Source organism: Myceligenerans indicum, from assembly GCF_016742955.1.
Taxonomy (GTDB): Bacteria; Actinomycetota; Actinomycetes; order Actinomycetales; family Cellulomonadaceae; genus Myceligenerans; species Myceligenerans indicum.
The window spans coordinates 95,905-111,862 of sequence record NZ_JABBYC010000007.1; the positions used below are offsets into that span (position 1 = coordinate 95,905).

Consider the following 15,958-nt stretch of genomic DNA (forward strand, 5'->3'; position numbering starts at 1 on the left):
GTCGCCATGCCACCGGAAGCCGGGCCGCCCGTCACGATCAACTTCCACCCCGACCGTCTGGTGGCGGACGGCTCCGAGACGCTCGTCGAACGGCTGGTGCGCGACGGCGTCTGGCGCTCGCAGTTCGAGACCGGCACCTCCAACGGCGGCCTGACGGCCGGTCCCGGCGGGGACCGGCGGCGGTGGGAGACGCGGCTGTTCGCGGGCAGGTACGACGACGGCCCGGCCCGCGAACGCCCCAGGTACGGCGCGCTGAACCGTCTCGGGCGTGCGGCGGGCGGCTCCCCGCGCTTCGGCTCGGCGCACCTGCGCCTGCGCCCGCACGTGCTGGAGCGCACCTCGTTCTGCTATCCCGACTCGGTGTTCGAGCCGGAGAACATCGCCGCACAGGGCGACGCGGCAGGACTGGCGCACCTGCTCGCGCTCGCGGAGGCGGACGACGCCGCCGGAACGCACGATCTCCTCGACGACTACGTCGAGGCGCACGTCCACGGCCCGGTGGTCCTGGCCGACGACGTGGCCGCCGTCGTCCTGGACCCGTGCTATCGCGGCGCCGCCGTCGAAGCGGCCGCGAGGGAGCTGTCGGCGCGGCACGGCCTCGCCGTGGAATGGCACGACGGCTTCCGCCTGCACGTCGATGACCTGGCCGCACGGCCCGGATATCGCGGTGCTCGGATCGTGGCGGTGGCGCGGGAGGTCGCCGCCGGGCACGCGCCGGACGGATGGTTGGACGGCCGGGTGGTCGGTGACGCCGTGCGGACCGGCCTCCACGACCCGCAGGACCTGAAGAAGGTGTGGCACCACGTCGCCCGCTGGGGCGCCGCCCCGGACCAGGCAGCCGGCTCGTCCCCCGGAGCCGGGAGGCCGGCGCCGCCGGCCCGCTGACGGTGGAGGCGTGGCGCGGACGTTACGCTGCGCGGCATGACGACGACAACGGTTGCTGCTGTTCCTGGTCAGGCGGTCGCGGTGCGGCTTCGGCGGCGGGTGCGGGGGTGGCTCGTGGTGTTCGTCGTCGGGCTGGCGGTCAGTGGGCTGACGGCCTTTCCGCTGGAGACCGAGGTGCGGGCGGGGCTCGACGTGTTGCACGCCTGGGGTGCCGAGCAGTGGGCTCCCGGGCTCGTGGAGTGGTTCACCCGTGTGGAGCAGGGCCTGACGGTCACGAACGACGCCTACCCCTTCATCGCCTACGGGACGGACTGGCTCGCCTTCGCCCACCTGGTGATCGCGGTGGCGTTCTGGGGGCCGCTGCGTGACCCGGTGCGGAACGTGTGGGTGGTGGACTTCGGCCTGATCGCCTGCGCCGGCGTGATCCCGCTGGCCCTGATCTGCGGCCCGGTCCGGGGCATCCCGTTCGGATGGACGCTGATCGACATGTCCTTCGGAGTGTTCGGCGCCATTCCGCTGCTCCTGGTCCGCCGCATGATCCAGCGCCTCGAGGCCCTGGAGTCGCCCGGCCTGTCGTAGACGGGTCACCGCACGGGTGCCGCGCCGACGGTCCCGTCGTACTCGGGGAGCTCGATGGCACCGGTCCGCTTGTCGATCCCGCCCATCATCGGGCCGGCGAGCGGGGTGCGCAGGAGCCAGCGCGTCACGGTCTGCCCGGTGCGGATCGCCCGGCGCGTGGCCGGCAGGAAGGCCTTGGTCCCGCCGGGCAGCGGCGCACTGTTGGCGTGCGCGTACGGGCGGACACGCTCCTCGTAGGCGGCGAAGGCCGAACGGGGGTCGCCAGGACGCCGCGCCAGCTCACCGGCCATCACGTACGCTCCCACCAGCGCGATCGTCGTGCCCATGCCCACCGAGCCGGCAGCGCACGCATCGCCGAGCAGAACCACTCGTCCGCGACGCCACGGGGTCTCGACACGGCCGTGCCGGTCGAAGTAGAAGTCCGGGGCGTCGTGCAGGGCGGCACGCACCTGCGGCACGTGCCAGCTCTCGCCGGCCAGCACCCGGTCGACGATGCGCTTCTGCTCCTCGACGTCGTGCCGGTCGTACTCCATCGGCGGGCACGCGAAGTGCACCATCGCCCGCGCGGAGTCGCGGGTCGGGTAGAGCAGCACGTTGCGCCCTCCCGTGGTGCCGTTGCCGGCCGGCATCGAGTACATGAGCTCCCAGCCGTCGAGGTCGGGCCCGCCGGACATGGTGAACACCGCGCGGTGGTACCCGCTGTCGATCAGCCGGGCCTCGGGGAACATCAGACGGCGGACGGCGGAGAACACGCCGTCCGCCCCCACCACGGCGTCGAACCGGCGGGGTGCGGACCGCGCGAAGGTCACGTCGACGCCGTCGGACCGTTCCGCCAGGCTCGTGACGGTGTCGCCGAAGACACGCTCGACCCCACCGGAGGCGACGTCGTGACCGGCGGCTGCGGCCAGGATCCGCACCAGGTCGCTGCGCAGGATCTCCAGGTCGGCGACGATCCCGCCCGAATGGCCGACCGCGTCCGCCGGCATCTCCACGCGGACGCGGCCCGCGGCGTCGACCTGCCGGATCCCCCGCACACCGGTGTGCGCGGCGCGGACCTGCCGGGTCAGGCCCATCCGGTCGATCACCTCGCGGGCCGCGCCTCGGATGTCGATGCCCTGCCCGCCGGGACGCGGGCCGGGAGCGCGCTCGACGATCGTCACGTCGATCGCATGGTGCCGCAGCCGCGCGGCAAGGGCTTCGCCGGCAACACCGGCGCCGACGACGAGGATTCGGGTCATGAGGATGCCTCCTGGTTCCGCCGAGCCCTGTCGCCCGGTTGAGTACACCGTACGAACGAGCACGCCATCGCAGCCAGCAACAGGTAGTACGGTGGTAGTGCACTACCTCGGGACGGTACCTCCGGCAGGGTGGTGCACCAGTGCACCGACCGGGAGGAGCCCGATGACCGCCGCCTACGAGCGCATCGCCGACCGCATCGAGGGGCTGATCCGCTCCGGCGACCTCGCCCCGGGCGACCGCGTGCCCTCGACCCGCCGCATCGTGGCCGACCACGGCGTCGCGATGGCGACGGCGACGCACGCGCTGTCGGAACTGCGACGGCGCGGACTGGTCGAACCCCGGCGCGGGGTCGGGACCGTCGTCGTCGGTGACGCCGCACGCCGCCGGTCCGGGACCGCCCGGGGCGGTCCACCGGCGCACGCCGTCACCACCACCGACGTCGTGCATGCCGCCGTGCGGCTGGCCGACGCCGAGGGCCTGGGCGGGCTGACGATGCGGCGCATCGCCGCGGACGTCGGCCTGCCCACGATGTCCGTCTACCGGCACGTCACCGGTCGCGACGACCTCGTCACCCGCATGCTGGACGCCGTGTACGGCCGGTTCCCGCCGCCCGAGCCGGGGCCCGGCGGCTGGCGCCAGGTCGCAGAGGCCTGCGCGCGAACGCTCTGGGCGATGTTCCAGGTCCACCCGTGGGCCGCGCACGCGATGTCGGTGACGCGGCCGCAGGCCACGCCGAACGGGATGCTGTTCACCGATGCGCTCCTGCGCGCCTTCGGCGACGCGCCGTCCGGCCGCCGGCTCGACACGGAGGCGCGCATGCACCTGACGGTCGTGCTCTTCCAGTTCGTGCGCGGGGTCGGGGTGAGCCTGGAACCCACCCTTCAGGCACGGCAGGACTCCGGCATCTCCGACGAGGAGTGGATGGAGCGCGCCAAGCCCGCGCTGCGGCGCGTGGTCGACCCGCGCCGCCACGAACATCTCGCCGAAGCGATCCGGACCGAGATCGACCTCACCCAGGACTCGCTGTTCGAGTTCGGGCTCGCACGACTGCTCGACGGCTACGAGGCCTTCCTCTAGCGGGCAGGGCCGCCCGGCCACCGCGCGCCGCGGGATCGCCTACTCGGCGACGGCCGCCACCTCACTCGCCACCTCACTCGCCACCTCACTCGTCACCTCCGCGCCGGCCTCACGGCAGGCAGGCACGTCCCGGACCAGCTCGACCAGGTGCGGCGCGGGGGAGTCCGCCGCCGACGGCGCCGTGACCACGGAAACCACCCACTCCAGGCCCACGTCCCCACGCAGCGGCACCTTGACCAGCGTCGACGCCTGCGGCTTGGCCGCGACATGCCGAGGGACGACCGCGACCCCGAGGCCGCGGGTGACCAGGTCGAGCAGCGTGTGGACGTCGTTCACCGCGAAACGCACCCGGCGGTGCACCCGGCGCGCCTCGAACGCCAGGTCGTTGAGCTGCCGCACGCCCCAGGACGGGTGGAAGTCGATGAAGCTCTCGCGCGCGAGCTCGTCGTGCCCGACCGACGTGCGAGAAGCCAGAGGATGCGCGGACGGCAGCACCGCGACCAGCGGCTCGTGCCCGAGCCGCACACCGGACAGCGACCCTGCCTGCTCCGCCCCGGCGACGAACGCGACGTCGATCCGGCGCTCGCGGATCGCGGCCAGGAGGTCGCCGGAGCCGGCCTGGAGGAACTCGACCTCGACGCGCGGGTGGCGGCGATGGAACCGTTCCAGCACTGTGGGTACGTCGACGATGCCGAGGCACTGCTCGGCGCCCACCCGCAGCTGCCCCGACAGCTCGTGGGAGAGGTGCACGACGGCGTCTCGCGCAGCGGCGGCCTGACCGAGCATGGAACGGGCGTAGGGCAGGAGCGCCGAGCCGGCCTCGGTCGGTTCGACCTTGCGGGTGGTGCGGTGGAACAGCTTGGTGCCCAGCTCCTCCTCGAGGCTGCGGATGGCGGCGGAGAGTCCCGACTGGGACACGCCGGTCAGTTCCGCGGCCCGGGTGAACTGGCGCTCCTCGGCCAGTGTGACGAGGTACGCAAGCTGTCGCAGCTCCATTGATCGATCCTTCTTCTGAGAGTCATGAGTTGGAGTTGTTGGACTTCTAGGTTACCGCTCTCTACTGTCAGGACGGGCGGTGCCGTGTCGCTCGGCCCGCAGGGCGATCCGCAGTGCGAGCACGACGACCACCCGGCCGGCCCGCGGGCCGGCCACCCCGCACGACCAACCCGTATGGCAAAGGAGACGTACCACGATGCAGACCCGCAGCATCGGTGACCAGCAGGTGGGCGCGATCGGCCTCGGCGCGATGCCGATGTCCATCGAGGGCCGCCCCGACACCACCCGGTCGATCGCCACCATCCACGCCGCGCTCGATGCGGGCGTCACCCTCATCGACACCGCCGACGCCTATCACCGCGAGGCCGACGAGGTGGGCCACAACGAGGAGCTCATCGCCACGGCGCTGCGCACCTACGGCTCGTCCACCGATGACGTCCTGGTCGCCACCAAGGGCGGCCACCTGCGCCCGGGCGACGGTTCCTGGACGCAGAACGGCGACCCCGCCTACCTCAAGCAGGCCGCGAAGGAGTCCGCCCGGCGGCTCGGCGTCGAGGCCATCGGCCTGTACCAGTTCCACCGGCCCGACCCGGCGGTCCCGTACGCCGACTCGGTCGGCGCCGTCCGCGACCTGCTCGACGAGGGCGTCATCCGGATGGCGGGCATCTCGAACGCGAACCCGGACCAGATCCGCGAGGCCAACGAGATCCTCGGCGGACGGCTGGTCTCCGTGCAGAACCAGTTCTCGCCACGCTTCCGCTCGTCGCTGCCGGAGCTGGAGCTGTGCGCCGAGCTGGGCATCGCCTTCCTGCCCTGGAGCCCGCTCGGCGGCATCGCCCTGGCCCGCTCCGGTGAGCTGGGCGCGGACTTCGCGCCCTTCGGCGAGATCGCCCGGGAACGGGGCGTGAGCCCGTTCCGGGTGGCGCTGGCCTGGGAGCTGGCGCTGGCGCCCGTCGTCGTCCCGATCCCCGGCGCCTCGCGGCCGGAGTCGATCAGGGACTCGGTCCAGGCGGCCGACCTCGTGCTGACCGACGACGAGATCGCGCGGCTGCGCGGATCCGGCGAGCGCACCGCGGAGGTGGCCCGATGAAGACCTTCACCCTTCCCGGTACGGACATCGTCGCGCCGAACGTCGTGCTCGGCCTGATGCGTATCCAGGAGAAGTCCGACGACGAGGTGCGCACCCTCGTGCACACCGCGCTCGACGAGGGCATCACCTTCGTCGACCACGCCGACGTCTACGGCTCCGAGCTGCACGGGTGCGAGCGGCGCTTCGCCGAGGCGATGCGGCTGACGCCGTCCGAGCGTGAGCGGCTGGTGATCCAGACCAAGTGCGGCATCGTGCGCGACGGGCCGTACTTCGACTTCTCCTACGAGCACATCGTGAACTCGGTCGAGGGATCGCTCCAGGCGCTCGACACGGACTACCTGGACATTCTCCTGCTGCACCGGCCCGACGCGCTGGTGGAGCCGGAGGAGGTCGCGCGAGCGTTCGACGACCTGTCGGCGGCCGGCAAGGTGCGGGCGTTCGGCGTCTCGAACCACACGCCCGGACAGATCGAGCTGCTGCGCCGGGCCGTGTCCCAGCCGATCGTCGCCAACCAGCTGCAGCTGTCGCTGCCGCATGCCGCGATCGTGGCCCAGGGCGTCGCGGCCAACATGGTGGGCCTGGACCAGTCGACCAGCCGGGACGCCGGAGTGCTCGACTACTGCCGGCTGAACGACATCACGGTCCAGGCGTGGTCGCCGTTCCAGGCGGGGTTCTTCACCGGGACGTTCCTCGGGTCCTCGCAGTTCGCGGAGCTGAACGCCGTCATCGACCGCCTCGCCGAGCGGTACGACGTCCCGCCCATCGCGATCGCGACGGGCTGGATCACGCGTCACCCGGCCGGGATGCAGGTGGTGCTCGGCACCACGACGCCCGAGCGGGTCGCGGGCGCCGCGCAGGGGTCCGAGGTGCCGCTGACGCGGGCCGAGTGGTACGAGCTGTTCCGCGCGGCGGGTCATCTCGTCCCCTGAGCTGCCCGGGGCCCGTGCCCTGGTGACGCGGGGACGGCCGTCCCGGGACGGGGGCGGCCGGCCCCGCGTCCCGGGACGCCGGCATCCGTGGCGGCAGTGGTGGGGCCGCCGTGGGTGTCCTCGGTCCCGCGGCCGAGGACCGTTGGTCCCTGGCCGGGCGGCCTGGTGGCGAGGAACGCTGGGGTGCAGGCTCGCCGTCCGAGGCGGGGAGGCACCGACCGACAGGAGCATCGCCATGGCCCACACGTGGAACGTCGTCGTCCAGCTCTTCGACGCCGACGACATCGAGACCGAGGGCACCGAGACCACGGCCCACGCCGTGCTCACGACGTCGAGCGGAACCTCGCTGGAGAGCCGCGGGACGGCCCGGCGCAACCCGGACGACCCGGAGGTCCCGGAGATCGGCGAGGAACTCGCCACGGCGCGTGCCCTGCGTGACCTGGCGGACCAGCTCCTGCGGGTGACGTCGGACGACATCTCCCAGATCGAGCACCAGTCGATCCATCTGCGCAGATGACGTCCCTGGCGCGCGCCGTAGGTGGGCCTTCGGGTGCGGCGCGTGGTGGGGAGTGGCAGGGGGATGACCGGCCGTGCCGCGCGTTCGGGGCGCGTGGCACGGCCGGTCGCATGCCGGCGTCGCATGCCGGCGTCGCATGCCGGCGTCGCATGCCGGCGGGAGACCGGATAGAGGTGCGTCAGTCCTGCAGGATGGTCCTGGACCGGGCGGGCGCGACCGGGGCGTTCACCGGAGCGCCGCCGAGCGGGACCACCTCGACGGGCGTGTCGGCGGCAGCGAGAACCGCTCGCGGCACCGGGCCGAGGCGGGCCAGGTGCCGCAGGTCCCGGTGGTGCCGGGCGACCAGCACGACGTCGGCGTCGAGCGCGGCCCGAACGAGGGCGGGGGCCGCATCCCCGGAGGGGAACGAGGTCTCCACGGCGACGTCCGGGAAGGCGGCCGACCAGTCGCGGACGAGCGCCTCCAGGCGCATCGTCTCCTCGCCGACGTGCCCGCGTGCGTGGACGACCCGCAGGACCGCGTGCTGCGTGTCGGCGGCCGAGAACGCGGTCGCGAGCAACTTCCCGGAGTAGGCGCAGGACTTGACCCCGGCGACGACGCGGCGGTACCTCAGGCCCTGCCAGTCGGCCGGGACCACCACGACGGGACCCGTCGCCCGGGCCGCGACCTCGGTGGTCACGGCACCCAGGACGGGCTTCCCGGTGTCCTCGCGCGGGAGGCGGCCCAGCACGAGGAGGCCGGCGGCCGTCGTCGTCTCGACCAGTTCCGCCGTGCGCGAGCCCCGTTCGAGCAGCCAGTCGAACGTGACGTCGGTGGCGTCGGCGCAGGTCTGCGACATGCCCGGATCCATGATCTCGTGCGACGGGCACCCGTGGTCGCTCAGCACATGGACCAGCCGCACGCCGGTGCCGCGGGCGCGTGCCTCCTGGATCGCGTAACGGATCGCTCCGGCGGTGCGGCGACCGTCGACGGCGACCACGACCCCGGGTGCGGCGCCGCTCATGACGACGTGTCCCTCGACCTGTCGTCACCTCCCGGCCCGCCCGCGGTGGCCAGGTCGTCGACGCTGCGGCGCGGTGCGTGCTCCTGTGCGGCGCTCGTGCCCAGCCGCATGAGCATCTGCGGGAACGAGTCGAGCGACAGTGCCCTGCGCAGGTCGTGGCGGGTGGTGGGGTTCTCCAGGACGGTCGTGGCGAACGACGCACGGACGAAGTACGTGGTGCCCGTCAGCAGGGCGTGCTCCAGGGCCTGACCCGCCGCCACCCAGTCCCGGGGCGAGTCACCCGGTGTCGCCAGGACGGCCATCGTCGAGCGCTGCTCGAAGTGTGCGCTGCCCTGGCCGGCGAGGAAGTGCCGGACCGGCGCGTCGTCGGAGTCCGGGACGGGACCGAGGAGCCCCTGGGGGATGCCGTCGTGCCGGTCGGCCGTGATCGCGGTCCAGGCTTCCTCCTCGGCGCGCGCGGCGGGGTCCTCGGCGGCGAGTTCCTCGGCACGGCGCACGAGACCGGTGACCTCCTGGCGCACCGGGTCGCTGGGCTGGATGAGCCGGAGCCGGGCGCCTTCCGTGTGGGCGGCCGCCTGGATGGCGGCCAGGACGTCCGTGGGCAGGGGTTCGTCGGCGAACGGCTCACGTGACGTCGACCGCCGGGTGATCGCGACCGACAGCTCGAGCTCGTCGCTGCTCGGGTCGCTGCCCGGCTCGAGGGAGACCTCGGCGACGAGGTGCTCGTCGTCCGGATCGGGCAGCACACGGGCGACCGCGACCAGCGATTCCCGGCGGGCCGCCGCCCGCGCGTTGAACAAGAACGCCCCGCAGCTGATCAGCATCTCGCGGCCCTGCGGGTCGCTGTGCCGCAGCTGCCTGGACGGATCGGCACGGAGGGTCAGCAGGCTGCCCGTGACGTCCACCTGCCAGGGCTGGGTGTTGTAGACGCTCGGCGCCCAGCTGGCCGCCTGCAGGATTCTCTCCACCCGTGCATCGACGTTGTTCATCGTTGTCTCCCTCGTCGCTGGTCCGGCAGGTACGCATCGTCACCGCACCCGCCGCGAACTGCTCGTGTGCCTACGGCTCAGAACATCACCCGGCCGTCCGGGTCGCCAGGGCAACAGGGCCTCTTCTCGGCGCCCTTCGTCCTGCCGCCCAGGGACCAAGGCCCCTGTGCGCGCGGGCGTGACCTCCCGTGGCGCACCCGGCCGGAGCGGCTCACCGCGCGATGTAGCCACCGTCGACGTAGAGCTCGGCCCCCGTGACGAAGGACGCGTCGTCGCTCGCGAGGAAGGCCGCGGCCGCCGCGATCTCCTCGGGGCGGCCCAGACGTCCCATGGGCGTCACGTCGAGCATCATGGTCTCGAAGTCGGTGCCGCGTGCCTGGTCGAGGATCGGGGTGTCGATGAAGCCCGGGTGGATCGAGTTGACACGCACCCCGTCACGGGCCCACGCGATCGCGACGTTCTTGGTCAGCGTGCGCACGGCGCCCTTGGCGGCGTGATAGGCCGGTGACGTGCCGAAGCCGCCGCTGGTGCCGAAGATCGAGCTGATGTTGACCACCGAGCCGTGGCCGGAGGACTTGAGATGCTCCGCGGCGGCCCTCGTGCCCAGGAACACCCCGGTCTGGTCCACCGAGACCGTGTGCTCGTACTGCTCCAGGGTCGTGTCCTCGATGGTGCCGAGGCCGCCGATCCCGGCGTTGTTGACCAGGACGTCGAGCCCGCCGAACTCGGCCACGGCGCGCTCCACCACGGCGGCCCACGCATCCTCGTCGGCCACGTCGTGATGCAGGAACAGGGCCCGGCCGCCCTCTCCGCGGATCTCGGCGGCGACCTTCTCGCCGGCGTCGTCCTGGACGTCGGTGACGAGCACCGCGGCCCCCTCCTCGGCGAACCGCAGGGCGATGGCCCGGCCGATGCCGCTGGCACCCCCTGTGACCAGTGCCGTCCTCTCGCGCAGTCGATCCATGGTCGTCCACTCCTCCCGGAAGTCGCGTCGTGGGTCTCGGCCGGGTCCCCGGCCCCGCGCCGGAGACCGTTCCGGCACTCCTTCGAGTCTTCGCGCGCGGGCGCCGGCCGGGCAGGGGCCGAAAGGCCCATGTGCGCGGGACCGACGGCTCTGACCCGCGGCCGACCTGCCGTCAAAGGTGGTACCAGTGAGCCGAGGAAGAGCCGAGGCGCCGTCGAGGGAGGCGAGAACGTGGTACGCGCACTGGTGATCTATGAGTCGATGTTCGGGAATACGGAGGCGCTGGCCCAGGTGATCGGAGCGGGCATCCGTGCCTCGATGCCCACCGACGTCGTCGAGGTGGGGGCCGCACCCGACGTCGTGCCCAGCGACGTGACCCTGCTCGTCGTGGGCGGTCCCACGCACGCCTTCGGCATGTCGTGGCCCTCGACCCGCCGCGACGCCGCCGGGATGACGAGCGACGTGATCTCCCGGCACCACGGCATCCGTGAATGGCTCGGTGCCCTGCCCGGATCGGTGACCGGCGCCGACGCCGCCACGTTCGACACGCGCGTGACGTCGTACATCACCGGCTCGGCGGCGCGGGCGGCCGGGCGCAGGCTGGCGCGGCTGGGCTACCGGATCGTCGTCGCTCCCGCGAGCTTCCGTGTCACCGACGTCCAGGGCCCGCTGGCCGAGGGCGAGCTCGACCGTGCCCGGCAGTGGGGCAAGACGCTGGGCACCCGGGCCACGGCGACCAGCTCCGGCGGGCTGACGTACTGACCCGCGCCGGCAGCGTGCCGGCCGAAGGAGGCGGACATGACGACGGCGCTCGCCACCCTGGACCTCGGCGTCCTGGACGCCGTCGTTCTCGACACGGACGGTGTCATCACCGACACCGCCCGGGTGCACGCCGCCGCCTGGAAGCGGGCCTTCGACGAGATCCTCGGGGACAGGGATCGTGACCGGCGCGACGGCGGACGGCGCGAAGACACCCGCACGGCGCCGTTCGACATCGGGTCGGACTACCTGCGGTTCGTCGACGGCCGGTCGCGCGCGGACGGCGCCCGCACGTTCCTCGCCTCGCGCGGGATCGTGCTGCCCGAACGGGAGGGCGCCGGCTCGCTGGAGGCCCTTCTCGACCGCAAGACCGGGTACTTCCTCGAAGAGGTCGCGGAGCACGGGGTGCGGGCCTTTCCCTCCACGGTGACGCTCCTGCGCGAGCTGAGGGATCGGGGTGCGGGCATCGCAGCGGTCTCGGCGAGCCGCAACTGCGGCGCGGTGCTGCACGCGGCGGGCGTGGACGGCCTGGTCGACGTCCGGGTCGACGGCGTCGACGCGGCGCGGCTGGACCTGCCGGGCAAGCCCGATCCGGCCCTGTTCCAGGAAGCGGCGCGGCGCCTGGCCGTCCCACCCGGCCGGTGCGCGCTGGTCGAGGACTCGCTGGTCGGCGTCGAGGCCGGCCGGCGCGGCGGGTTCGGGTCCGTGGTCGGCGTCGACCGGCAGGGCCGGCTGCGCGAGGACCTGGCCGGCCGCGGCGCGGACGTCGTGGTGCGCGACCTCGCCGAACTCACCCTGGTAGGGAGGCACCATGGAGCACGCCACCCTCTCGTATGAGGGCTTCGACCCGGAGGCCGAGGGACTGCGTGAGGCGCTGTGCACCCTCGGCAACGGATACGTGGCGACGCGGGGCGCGGCCCCGGAGTCGCCGGCCGGAGACGTGCACTATCCCGGGACCTACCTCGCCGGCTGCTACGACCGACTGACGTCCGAGGTGGACGGTCGTGAGGTGGAGAACGAGGACCTGGTCAACGCCCCGAACTGGCTGCCGCTCACCTTCCGCACGCCGGGCCAGGACTGGCTGACCCTCACCGGGAGCGAGGTGCTGGAGCACCGCCAGGAGCTTGACACCCGCCGGGGCGTCCTGGTCCGCCGCACGCGCTTCCGCGACCCGGCCGGCCGGGTGCTCGCCGTGACCCAGCGGCGGGTGGTGTCCATGCACGACCAGCATGTCGCCGCGCTGGAGACCACGTTCGTGGCGGAGAACTGGTCCGGTTCGCTGGAGGTGCGCGCGAGCCTCGACGGGCGGGTGACCAACTCGGGCGTGGCGCGGTACCGGGACCTGGACGGACGCCACCTGGTGCCCGTCGTGGAGGGGTACGACAAGGAGGAGCGCGTCGCCTGGCTGCAGGTGCGTACCGCCACGTCGCAGATCCGGATCGCGCAGGCGGCGGCGATGGTGGTCACCGGGGCGGGGCAGACACCGGCGATGACGTTCGAGCGGACCGCCGGCCAGGCCACGCTCCGGTTCCGTGCCGAGCTGACCGAGGGCGTCCCCGTCACGGTCGAGAAGCGCGTGGCGATGTACACCTCGCAGGACCGGGCCATCTCCGAGTCGCTGTACGCCGCCCGCCGGCACGCCGCCCGCCTCCCGCGCTTCGAGGAGCTCGTGGCGGAGCACGCCTTCGCCTGGGAGCGCCTGTGGCAGGTGAGCCGTGTCGCCGTCCCGGGCGAACCGCAGCGGGCCCTGGACCTGTACGTCTTCCACCTGCTGCAGACGCTGTCCGAGCACACCGCACACCTCGACGTCGGCATGCCCGCGCGCGGCCTGCACGGGGAGGCCTACCGGGGGCACGTGTTCTGGGACGAGCTGTTCGTCTTCCCGTTCCTGCTGCTGCGATTCCCCCGGACCGCCCGCTCGCTGCTGATGTACCGGTGGCGGCGCCTGCCACGGGCCCGGCGGGCGGCGGCCGACGCCGGGTACCGGGGCGCGATGTACCCGTGGCAGAGCGGCAGCGACGGCCGGGACGAGACGCCCCGGATGCACCTCAACCCGGCGTCGGGCCGGTGGATCGAGGACCACACCGACCTGCAGCGGCACGTGGGCATCGCCGTGGCGCACAACGTCTGGCAGTACTACCAGGCCACCGGCGACCTGACCTTCATGTACGACCACGGCGTGGAGATGCTCGTCGAGATCGCGCGGTTCTGGTGCAGCCTCATGACGCACGACGAGGCCGACGACCGGTACGACATCCGCGGCGTGGTGGGCCCGGACGAGTACCACGACGGCTACCCGGACGCCGAACGCCCCGGGATCGACAACAACGCCTACACCAACGTCATGGTCGCCCGGGTGCTCAGGTATGCCCTGGAGGCCCTCGACGCGCTGCCCGAGCGGGAGTCCCGCGCGCTGCGTCACCGGCTCCGGCTGGAGGAGGGGGAGACCGGCCTGTTCGACCGGATCAGCCGCCGGATGCGGGTCGTGTTCCACGGCGACGGCGTGATCAGCCAGTTCGAGGGCTACGACCGGCTCGCGGAGCTGGACTGGGCCGCCTACCGGGCGCGCTACGGCGCCATCCGGCGGCTCGACCGCATCCTGGAGGCGGAGGGCGACTCGGTCAACCGCTACCAGGCGTCCAAGCAGGCCGACGTCCTGATGCTGGTGTTCCTCCTCGGTGAGGACGGGGTGCTGGAGACGCTGGCCTCGCTCGGCTACGACTTCGACGCCGCCGCGCTGAACCGCACAGTGAACTACTACCTGGCACGTACCAGTCACGGCTCGACCCTGAGCGCCGTGGTGCACGCGTGGGTGCTGGCCAGCCGGGACCGGCGTGCCTCCTGGAGGTTCTTCCGCGAGGCTCTCGACAGCGACATCGCGGACGTGCAGGGAGGAACGACCCCCGAGGGGGTCCACCTCGGCGCGATGGCCGGGACCATCGACCTCCTCCAGCGCTGCTACACGGGCCTGGACATCACCGGCGGCGTGCTGCGGCTGGCCCCCCGCCACCCCGCGGAGCTCGGCACCCTGGACCTTCGCCTGCGCTTCAGGGACCACTGGGGCATCACCGTGAGATGCACCCACGACCGCGTGCGCATCGGCATGGCCCGCTCGCCGCAGCTGCCGCTCACGGTCGCCGTCTTCGGCCGGGAACACGTTCTGGCGCCGGGGGAGACCTGGGAGGTTCCCTCCCGTGAGGCGCCGCGGCCCCACCGGCCGCAACTACGCTGACCCCATGGACGTCCACCCCGTGATCCTCCTCGTCGGAGGCGCGCATGCCGACGAGATCGAGGCCGAGTTCCGGGCGCGCTACGACCGCGACTACCGGATCGAGTGCGTGGGATCGGCCACCGCAGCCCTGGAGGCGCTTCGCGACCTCGTGGCAGGTGACGTCCCGGTCGCCATGGTCGCCTCCGAGTACCGGCTGTCCGACAGCGACGCCGTCACGCTGCTGCACCAGGTCCCGGCCGTGGTGGCCACGGCCCGCCGTGTCGCGCTGGTGCCGGTCGCCGAGTACACGGACGCCGTGGACGGCCTGCGGGCCGCCACCCTGCGACGCGACATGGACACGTTCGTCGGCATCCCTCGCGGAGAGCGCGACGAGGAGTTCCACACGGCGCTGGTCGAGCTCCTCTCGGAGTGGGGCTGGTCGGTGTCCCGCCCCACCGTCACCGCGGTCGACGTCGTCGCCCCCGAGGGCGACCGGCAGGCAGGGGCGGTCCACGACCTGCTCGAACGCCTGGGCATCCCCAACCGCCGGCTCGACCCGCTGCACGAGGACGCGCGGGCCGTCCTGGAAGAGGCCGGCTCCGGCGCGCAGCTGCCGGTCGTGCGGGCGTACAACGGGCGGATCATCACCGGGGCGACCCCGGCGGCAGTGACGGAGGCGATCTACGGAGGGTTCGACTCGATCCCTGACGGCTCCATCGCCGACGTCGTCGTGATCGGCGCCGGGCCCGCCGGCCTCGCGGCCGCGGTCTATGCCGCGTCCGAGGGCCTGGCCACCATCGTTCTCGAACGGGACGCGATCGGGGGACAGGCCGGATCGAGCTCCATGATCCGCAACTACCTCGGGTTCCCGCGCGGCATCTCCGGGATGCGGCTGGCCCAGCGCTCCCGCGTGCAGGCGGGCCGGTTCGGCGCGCGGTTCTACACCGGCCGCGCCGCGGCACGCATCGAGCCGGGGCCGGCGGACGAACCCCGGCACCACCACGTGCACGTCGACGGCGCGCAGATGTGCGCGCGCACCGTCGTGCTGGCCACCGGGGTCGCCTACCGGCGACTCGGCGTGGAGGGGATCGACGACCTGGTCGGCGCCGGGGTGTACTACGGCGCCGCGACGTCGATGGCCCGTGAGATGGCGGACCGCGACGTGTACGTCGTGGGCGGCGGCAACTCCGCCGGGCAGGCGGCGGTGCACCTGGCCAAGTTCGCGGGGTCGGTGACGATGGTCGTCCGGCGGGCCGGCCTGGCCGAGACCATGTCGGACTACCTGGTGCGGGAGATCGAGGCGACGCCGAACATCTCGCTGCTGGCCCGCACCGTCGTGGCCGACGGCGGCGGCGACGGGTGGCTGCGATGGCTGCGGTTCCAGGACCTGGACTCGGGGTCGGTCACGCTGCGGATGGCCGAGGGGCTGTTCTGCATGCTCGGGGCCGAGCCGGACTGCTCCTGGCTGCCGGGCGGTCTCGCGCTCGACGAGCACGGGTTCGTGCTCACCGGCCGCGACACGCCGCGCGAGTCCTGGGCCGACGGATGCCCGCCCGCGAGCCTGGAGACGACGCTGCCGGGCGTCTTCGCCGTCGGCGACGTGCGTGCCGGGTCCATGAAGCGGGTCGCGTCCGCCAGCGGCGAGGGAGCCTCGGTGCTGCCGCTGGTGCACGCCCACCTGACATGGCTGAGCGAGCAGGAGTACGGCGCGCCCGTCTGA

General features: G+C 73.0%; 15 protein-coding genes. 10 read left to right on the forward strand and 5 right to left on the reverse strand.

Annotated elements, in window-relative coordinates:
• The first annotated feature begins 6 nt into the window (after positions 1–6).
• Entirely contained in the window at positions 7–885 is an 879-nt protein-coding gene (locus HGK34_RS06815; RefSeq protein ID WP_201845832.1) for a DUF3626 domain-containing protein, read from the forward strand.
• Between the two features lie 36 nt (positions 886–921).
• Positions 922–1,464 (forward strand): hypothetical protein, encoded by a 543-nt coding sequence (locus tag HGK34_RS06820; RefSeq protein WP_244666491.1) that lies wholly within the window; start codon positions 922–924, stop codon positions 1,462–1,464.
• A 5-nt stretch (positions 1,465–1,469) separates the two neighbouring features.
• Here the strand turns inward: HGK34_RS06820 and HGK34_RS06825 are convergent, their stop codons facing one another.
• Entirely contained in the window at positions 1,470–2,702 is a 1,233-nt protein-coding gene (locus HGK34_RS06825; protein ID WP_201845833.1) for an FAD-dependent monooxygenase, read from the reverse strand.
• Positions 2,703–2,865: 163 nt separating this feature from the next.
• On the opposite strand from HGK34_RS06825, the gene HGK34_RS06830 reads away from it, so the two are divergent.
• Entirely contained in the window at positions 2,866–3,780 is a 915-nt protein-coding gene (locus HGK34_RS06830; RefSeq protein ID WP_201845834.1) for a GntR family transcriptional regulator, read from the forward strand.
• Positions 3,781–3,819: 39 nt separating this feature from the next.
• Here the strand turns inward: HGK34_RS06830 and HGK34_RS06835 are convergent, their stop codons facing one another.
• A complete protein-coding gene (locus HGK34_RS06835; RefSeq protein ID WP_201845835.1) occupies positions 3,820–4,776 on the reverse strand; it encodes a LysR family transcriptional regulator in 957 nt (318 codons plus the stop codon).
• 196 nt (positions 4,777–4,972) lie between these two features.
• On the opposite strand from HGK34_RS06835, the gene HGK34_RS06840 reads away from it, so the two are divergent.
• The 3 genes from HGK34_RS06840 to HGK34_RS06850 all read left to right on the forward strand — a co-directional run bounded on the left by HGK34_RS06840 (position 4,973) and on the right by HGK34_RS06850 (position 7,312).
• Entirely contained in the window at positions 4,973–5,866 is an 894-nt protein-coding gene (locus HGK34_RS06840; protein WP_201845836.1) for an aldo/keto reductase, read from the forward strand.
• On the forward strand, positions 5,863–6,795 hold the full coding sequence (locus tag HGK34_RS06845) for an aldo/keto reductase (RefSeq protein ID WP_201845837.1): 933 nt from the start codon (positions 5,863–5,865) through the stop codon (positions 6,793–6,795). The genes HGK34_RS06840 and HGK34_RS06845 overlap by 4 nt, the downstream gene beginning before the upstream one ends.
• 235 nt (positions 6,796–7,030) lie before the next feature.
• Positions 7,031–7,312, forward strand: coding sequence for a DUF1876 domain-containing protein (locus tag HGK34_RS06850; protein WP_201845838.1), 282 nt, complete (start codon positions 7,031–7,033; stop codon positions 7,310–7,312).
• Positions 7,313–7,490: 178 nt separating this feature from the next.
• Here HGK34_RS06850 and HGK34_RS06855 read toward each other — a convergent pair whose 3' ends face one another.
• From HGK34_RS06855 to HGK34_RS06865, 3 genes are all read right to left on the reverse strand, one after another.
• Positions 7,491–8,315, reverse strand: coding sequence for a universal stress protein (locus tag HGK34_RS06855; RefSeq protein ID WP_201845839.1), 825 nt, complete (start codon positions 8,313–8,315; stop codon positions 7,491–7,493).
• Positions 8,312–9,304 carry an Acg family FMN-binding oxidoreductase gene (locus tag HGK34_RS06860; protein WP_244666493.1) on the reverse strand — a complete coding sequence of 331 codons (993 nt, stop codon included), beginning with the start codon at positions 9,302–9,304 and terminating at the stop codon, positions 8,312–8,314. The genes HGK34_RS06855 and HGK34_RS06860 overlap by 4 nt, the downstream gene beginning before the upstream one ends.
• A 211-nt stretch (positions 9,305–9,515) precedes the next feature.
• Positions 9,516–10,268, reverse strand: coding sequence for an SDR family NAD(P)-dependent oxidoreductase (locus tag HGK34_RS06865; protein ID WP_201845840.1), 753 nt, complete (start codon positions 10,266–10,268; stop codon positions 9,516–9,518).
• Between the two features lie 231 nt (positions 10,269–10,499).
• Here HGK34_RS06865 and HGK34_RS06870 point away from each other — a divergent pair, with 231 nt between their 5' ends.
• From HGK34_RS06870 to HGK34_RS06885, 4 genes are read left to right on the forward strand one after another with little or no spacing between them, the layout of a single operon-like run.
• The gene (locus tag HGK34_RS06870; protein ID WP_201845841.1) at positions 10,500–11,030 is read left to right on the forward strand and encodes a flavodoxin family protein; all 531 of its coding nucleotides are present in this window, start codon (positions 10,500–10,502) and stop codon (positions 11,028–11,030) included.
• Positions 11,031–11,066: 36 nt separating this feature from the next.
• Positions 11,067–11,864, forward strand: a complete 798-nt coding sequence (locus HGK34_RS06875) for an HAD family hydrolase (protein ID WP_201845842.1) — start codon at positions 11,067–11,069, stop codon at positions 11,862–11,864.
• The gene (locus HGK34_RS06880; protein WP_201845843.1) at positions 11,839–14,259 is read left to right on the forward strand and encodes a glycoside hydrolase family 65 protein; all 2,421 of its coding nucleotides are present in this window, start codon (positions 11,839–11,841) and stop codon (positions 14,257–14,259) included. Before HGK34_RS06875 ends, HGK34_RS06880 begins: the two co-directional genes overlap by 26 nt.
• A 4-nt stretch (positions 14,260–14,263) precedes the next feature.
• Positions 14,264–15,958, forward strand: a complete 1,695-nt coding sequence (locus tag HGK34_RS06885) for an NAD(P)/FAD-dependent oxidoreductase (protein ID WP_201845844.1) — start codon at positions 14,264–14,266, stop codon at positions 15,956–15,958.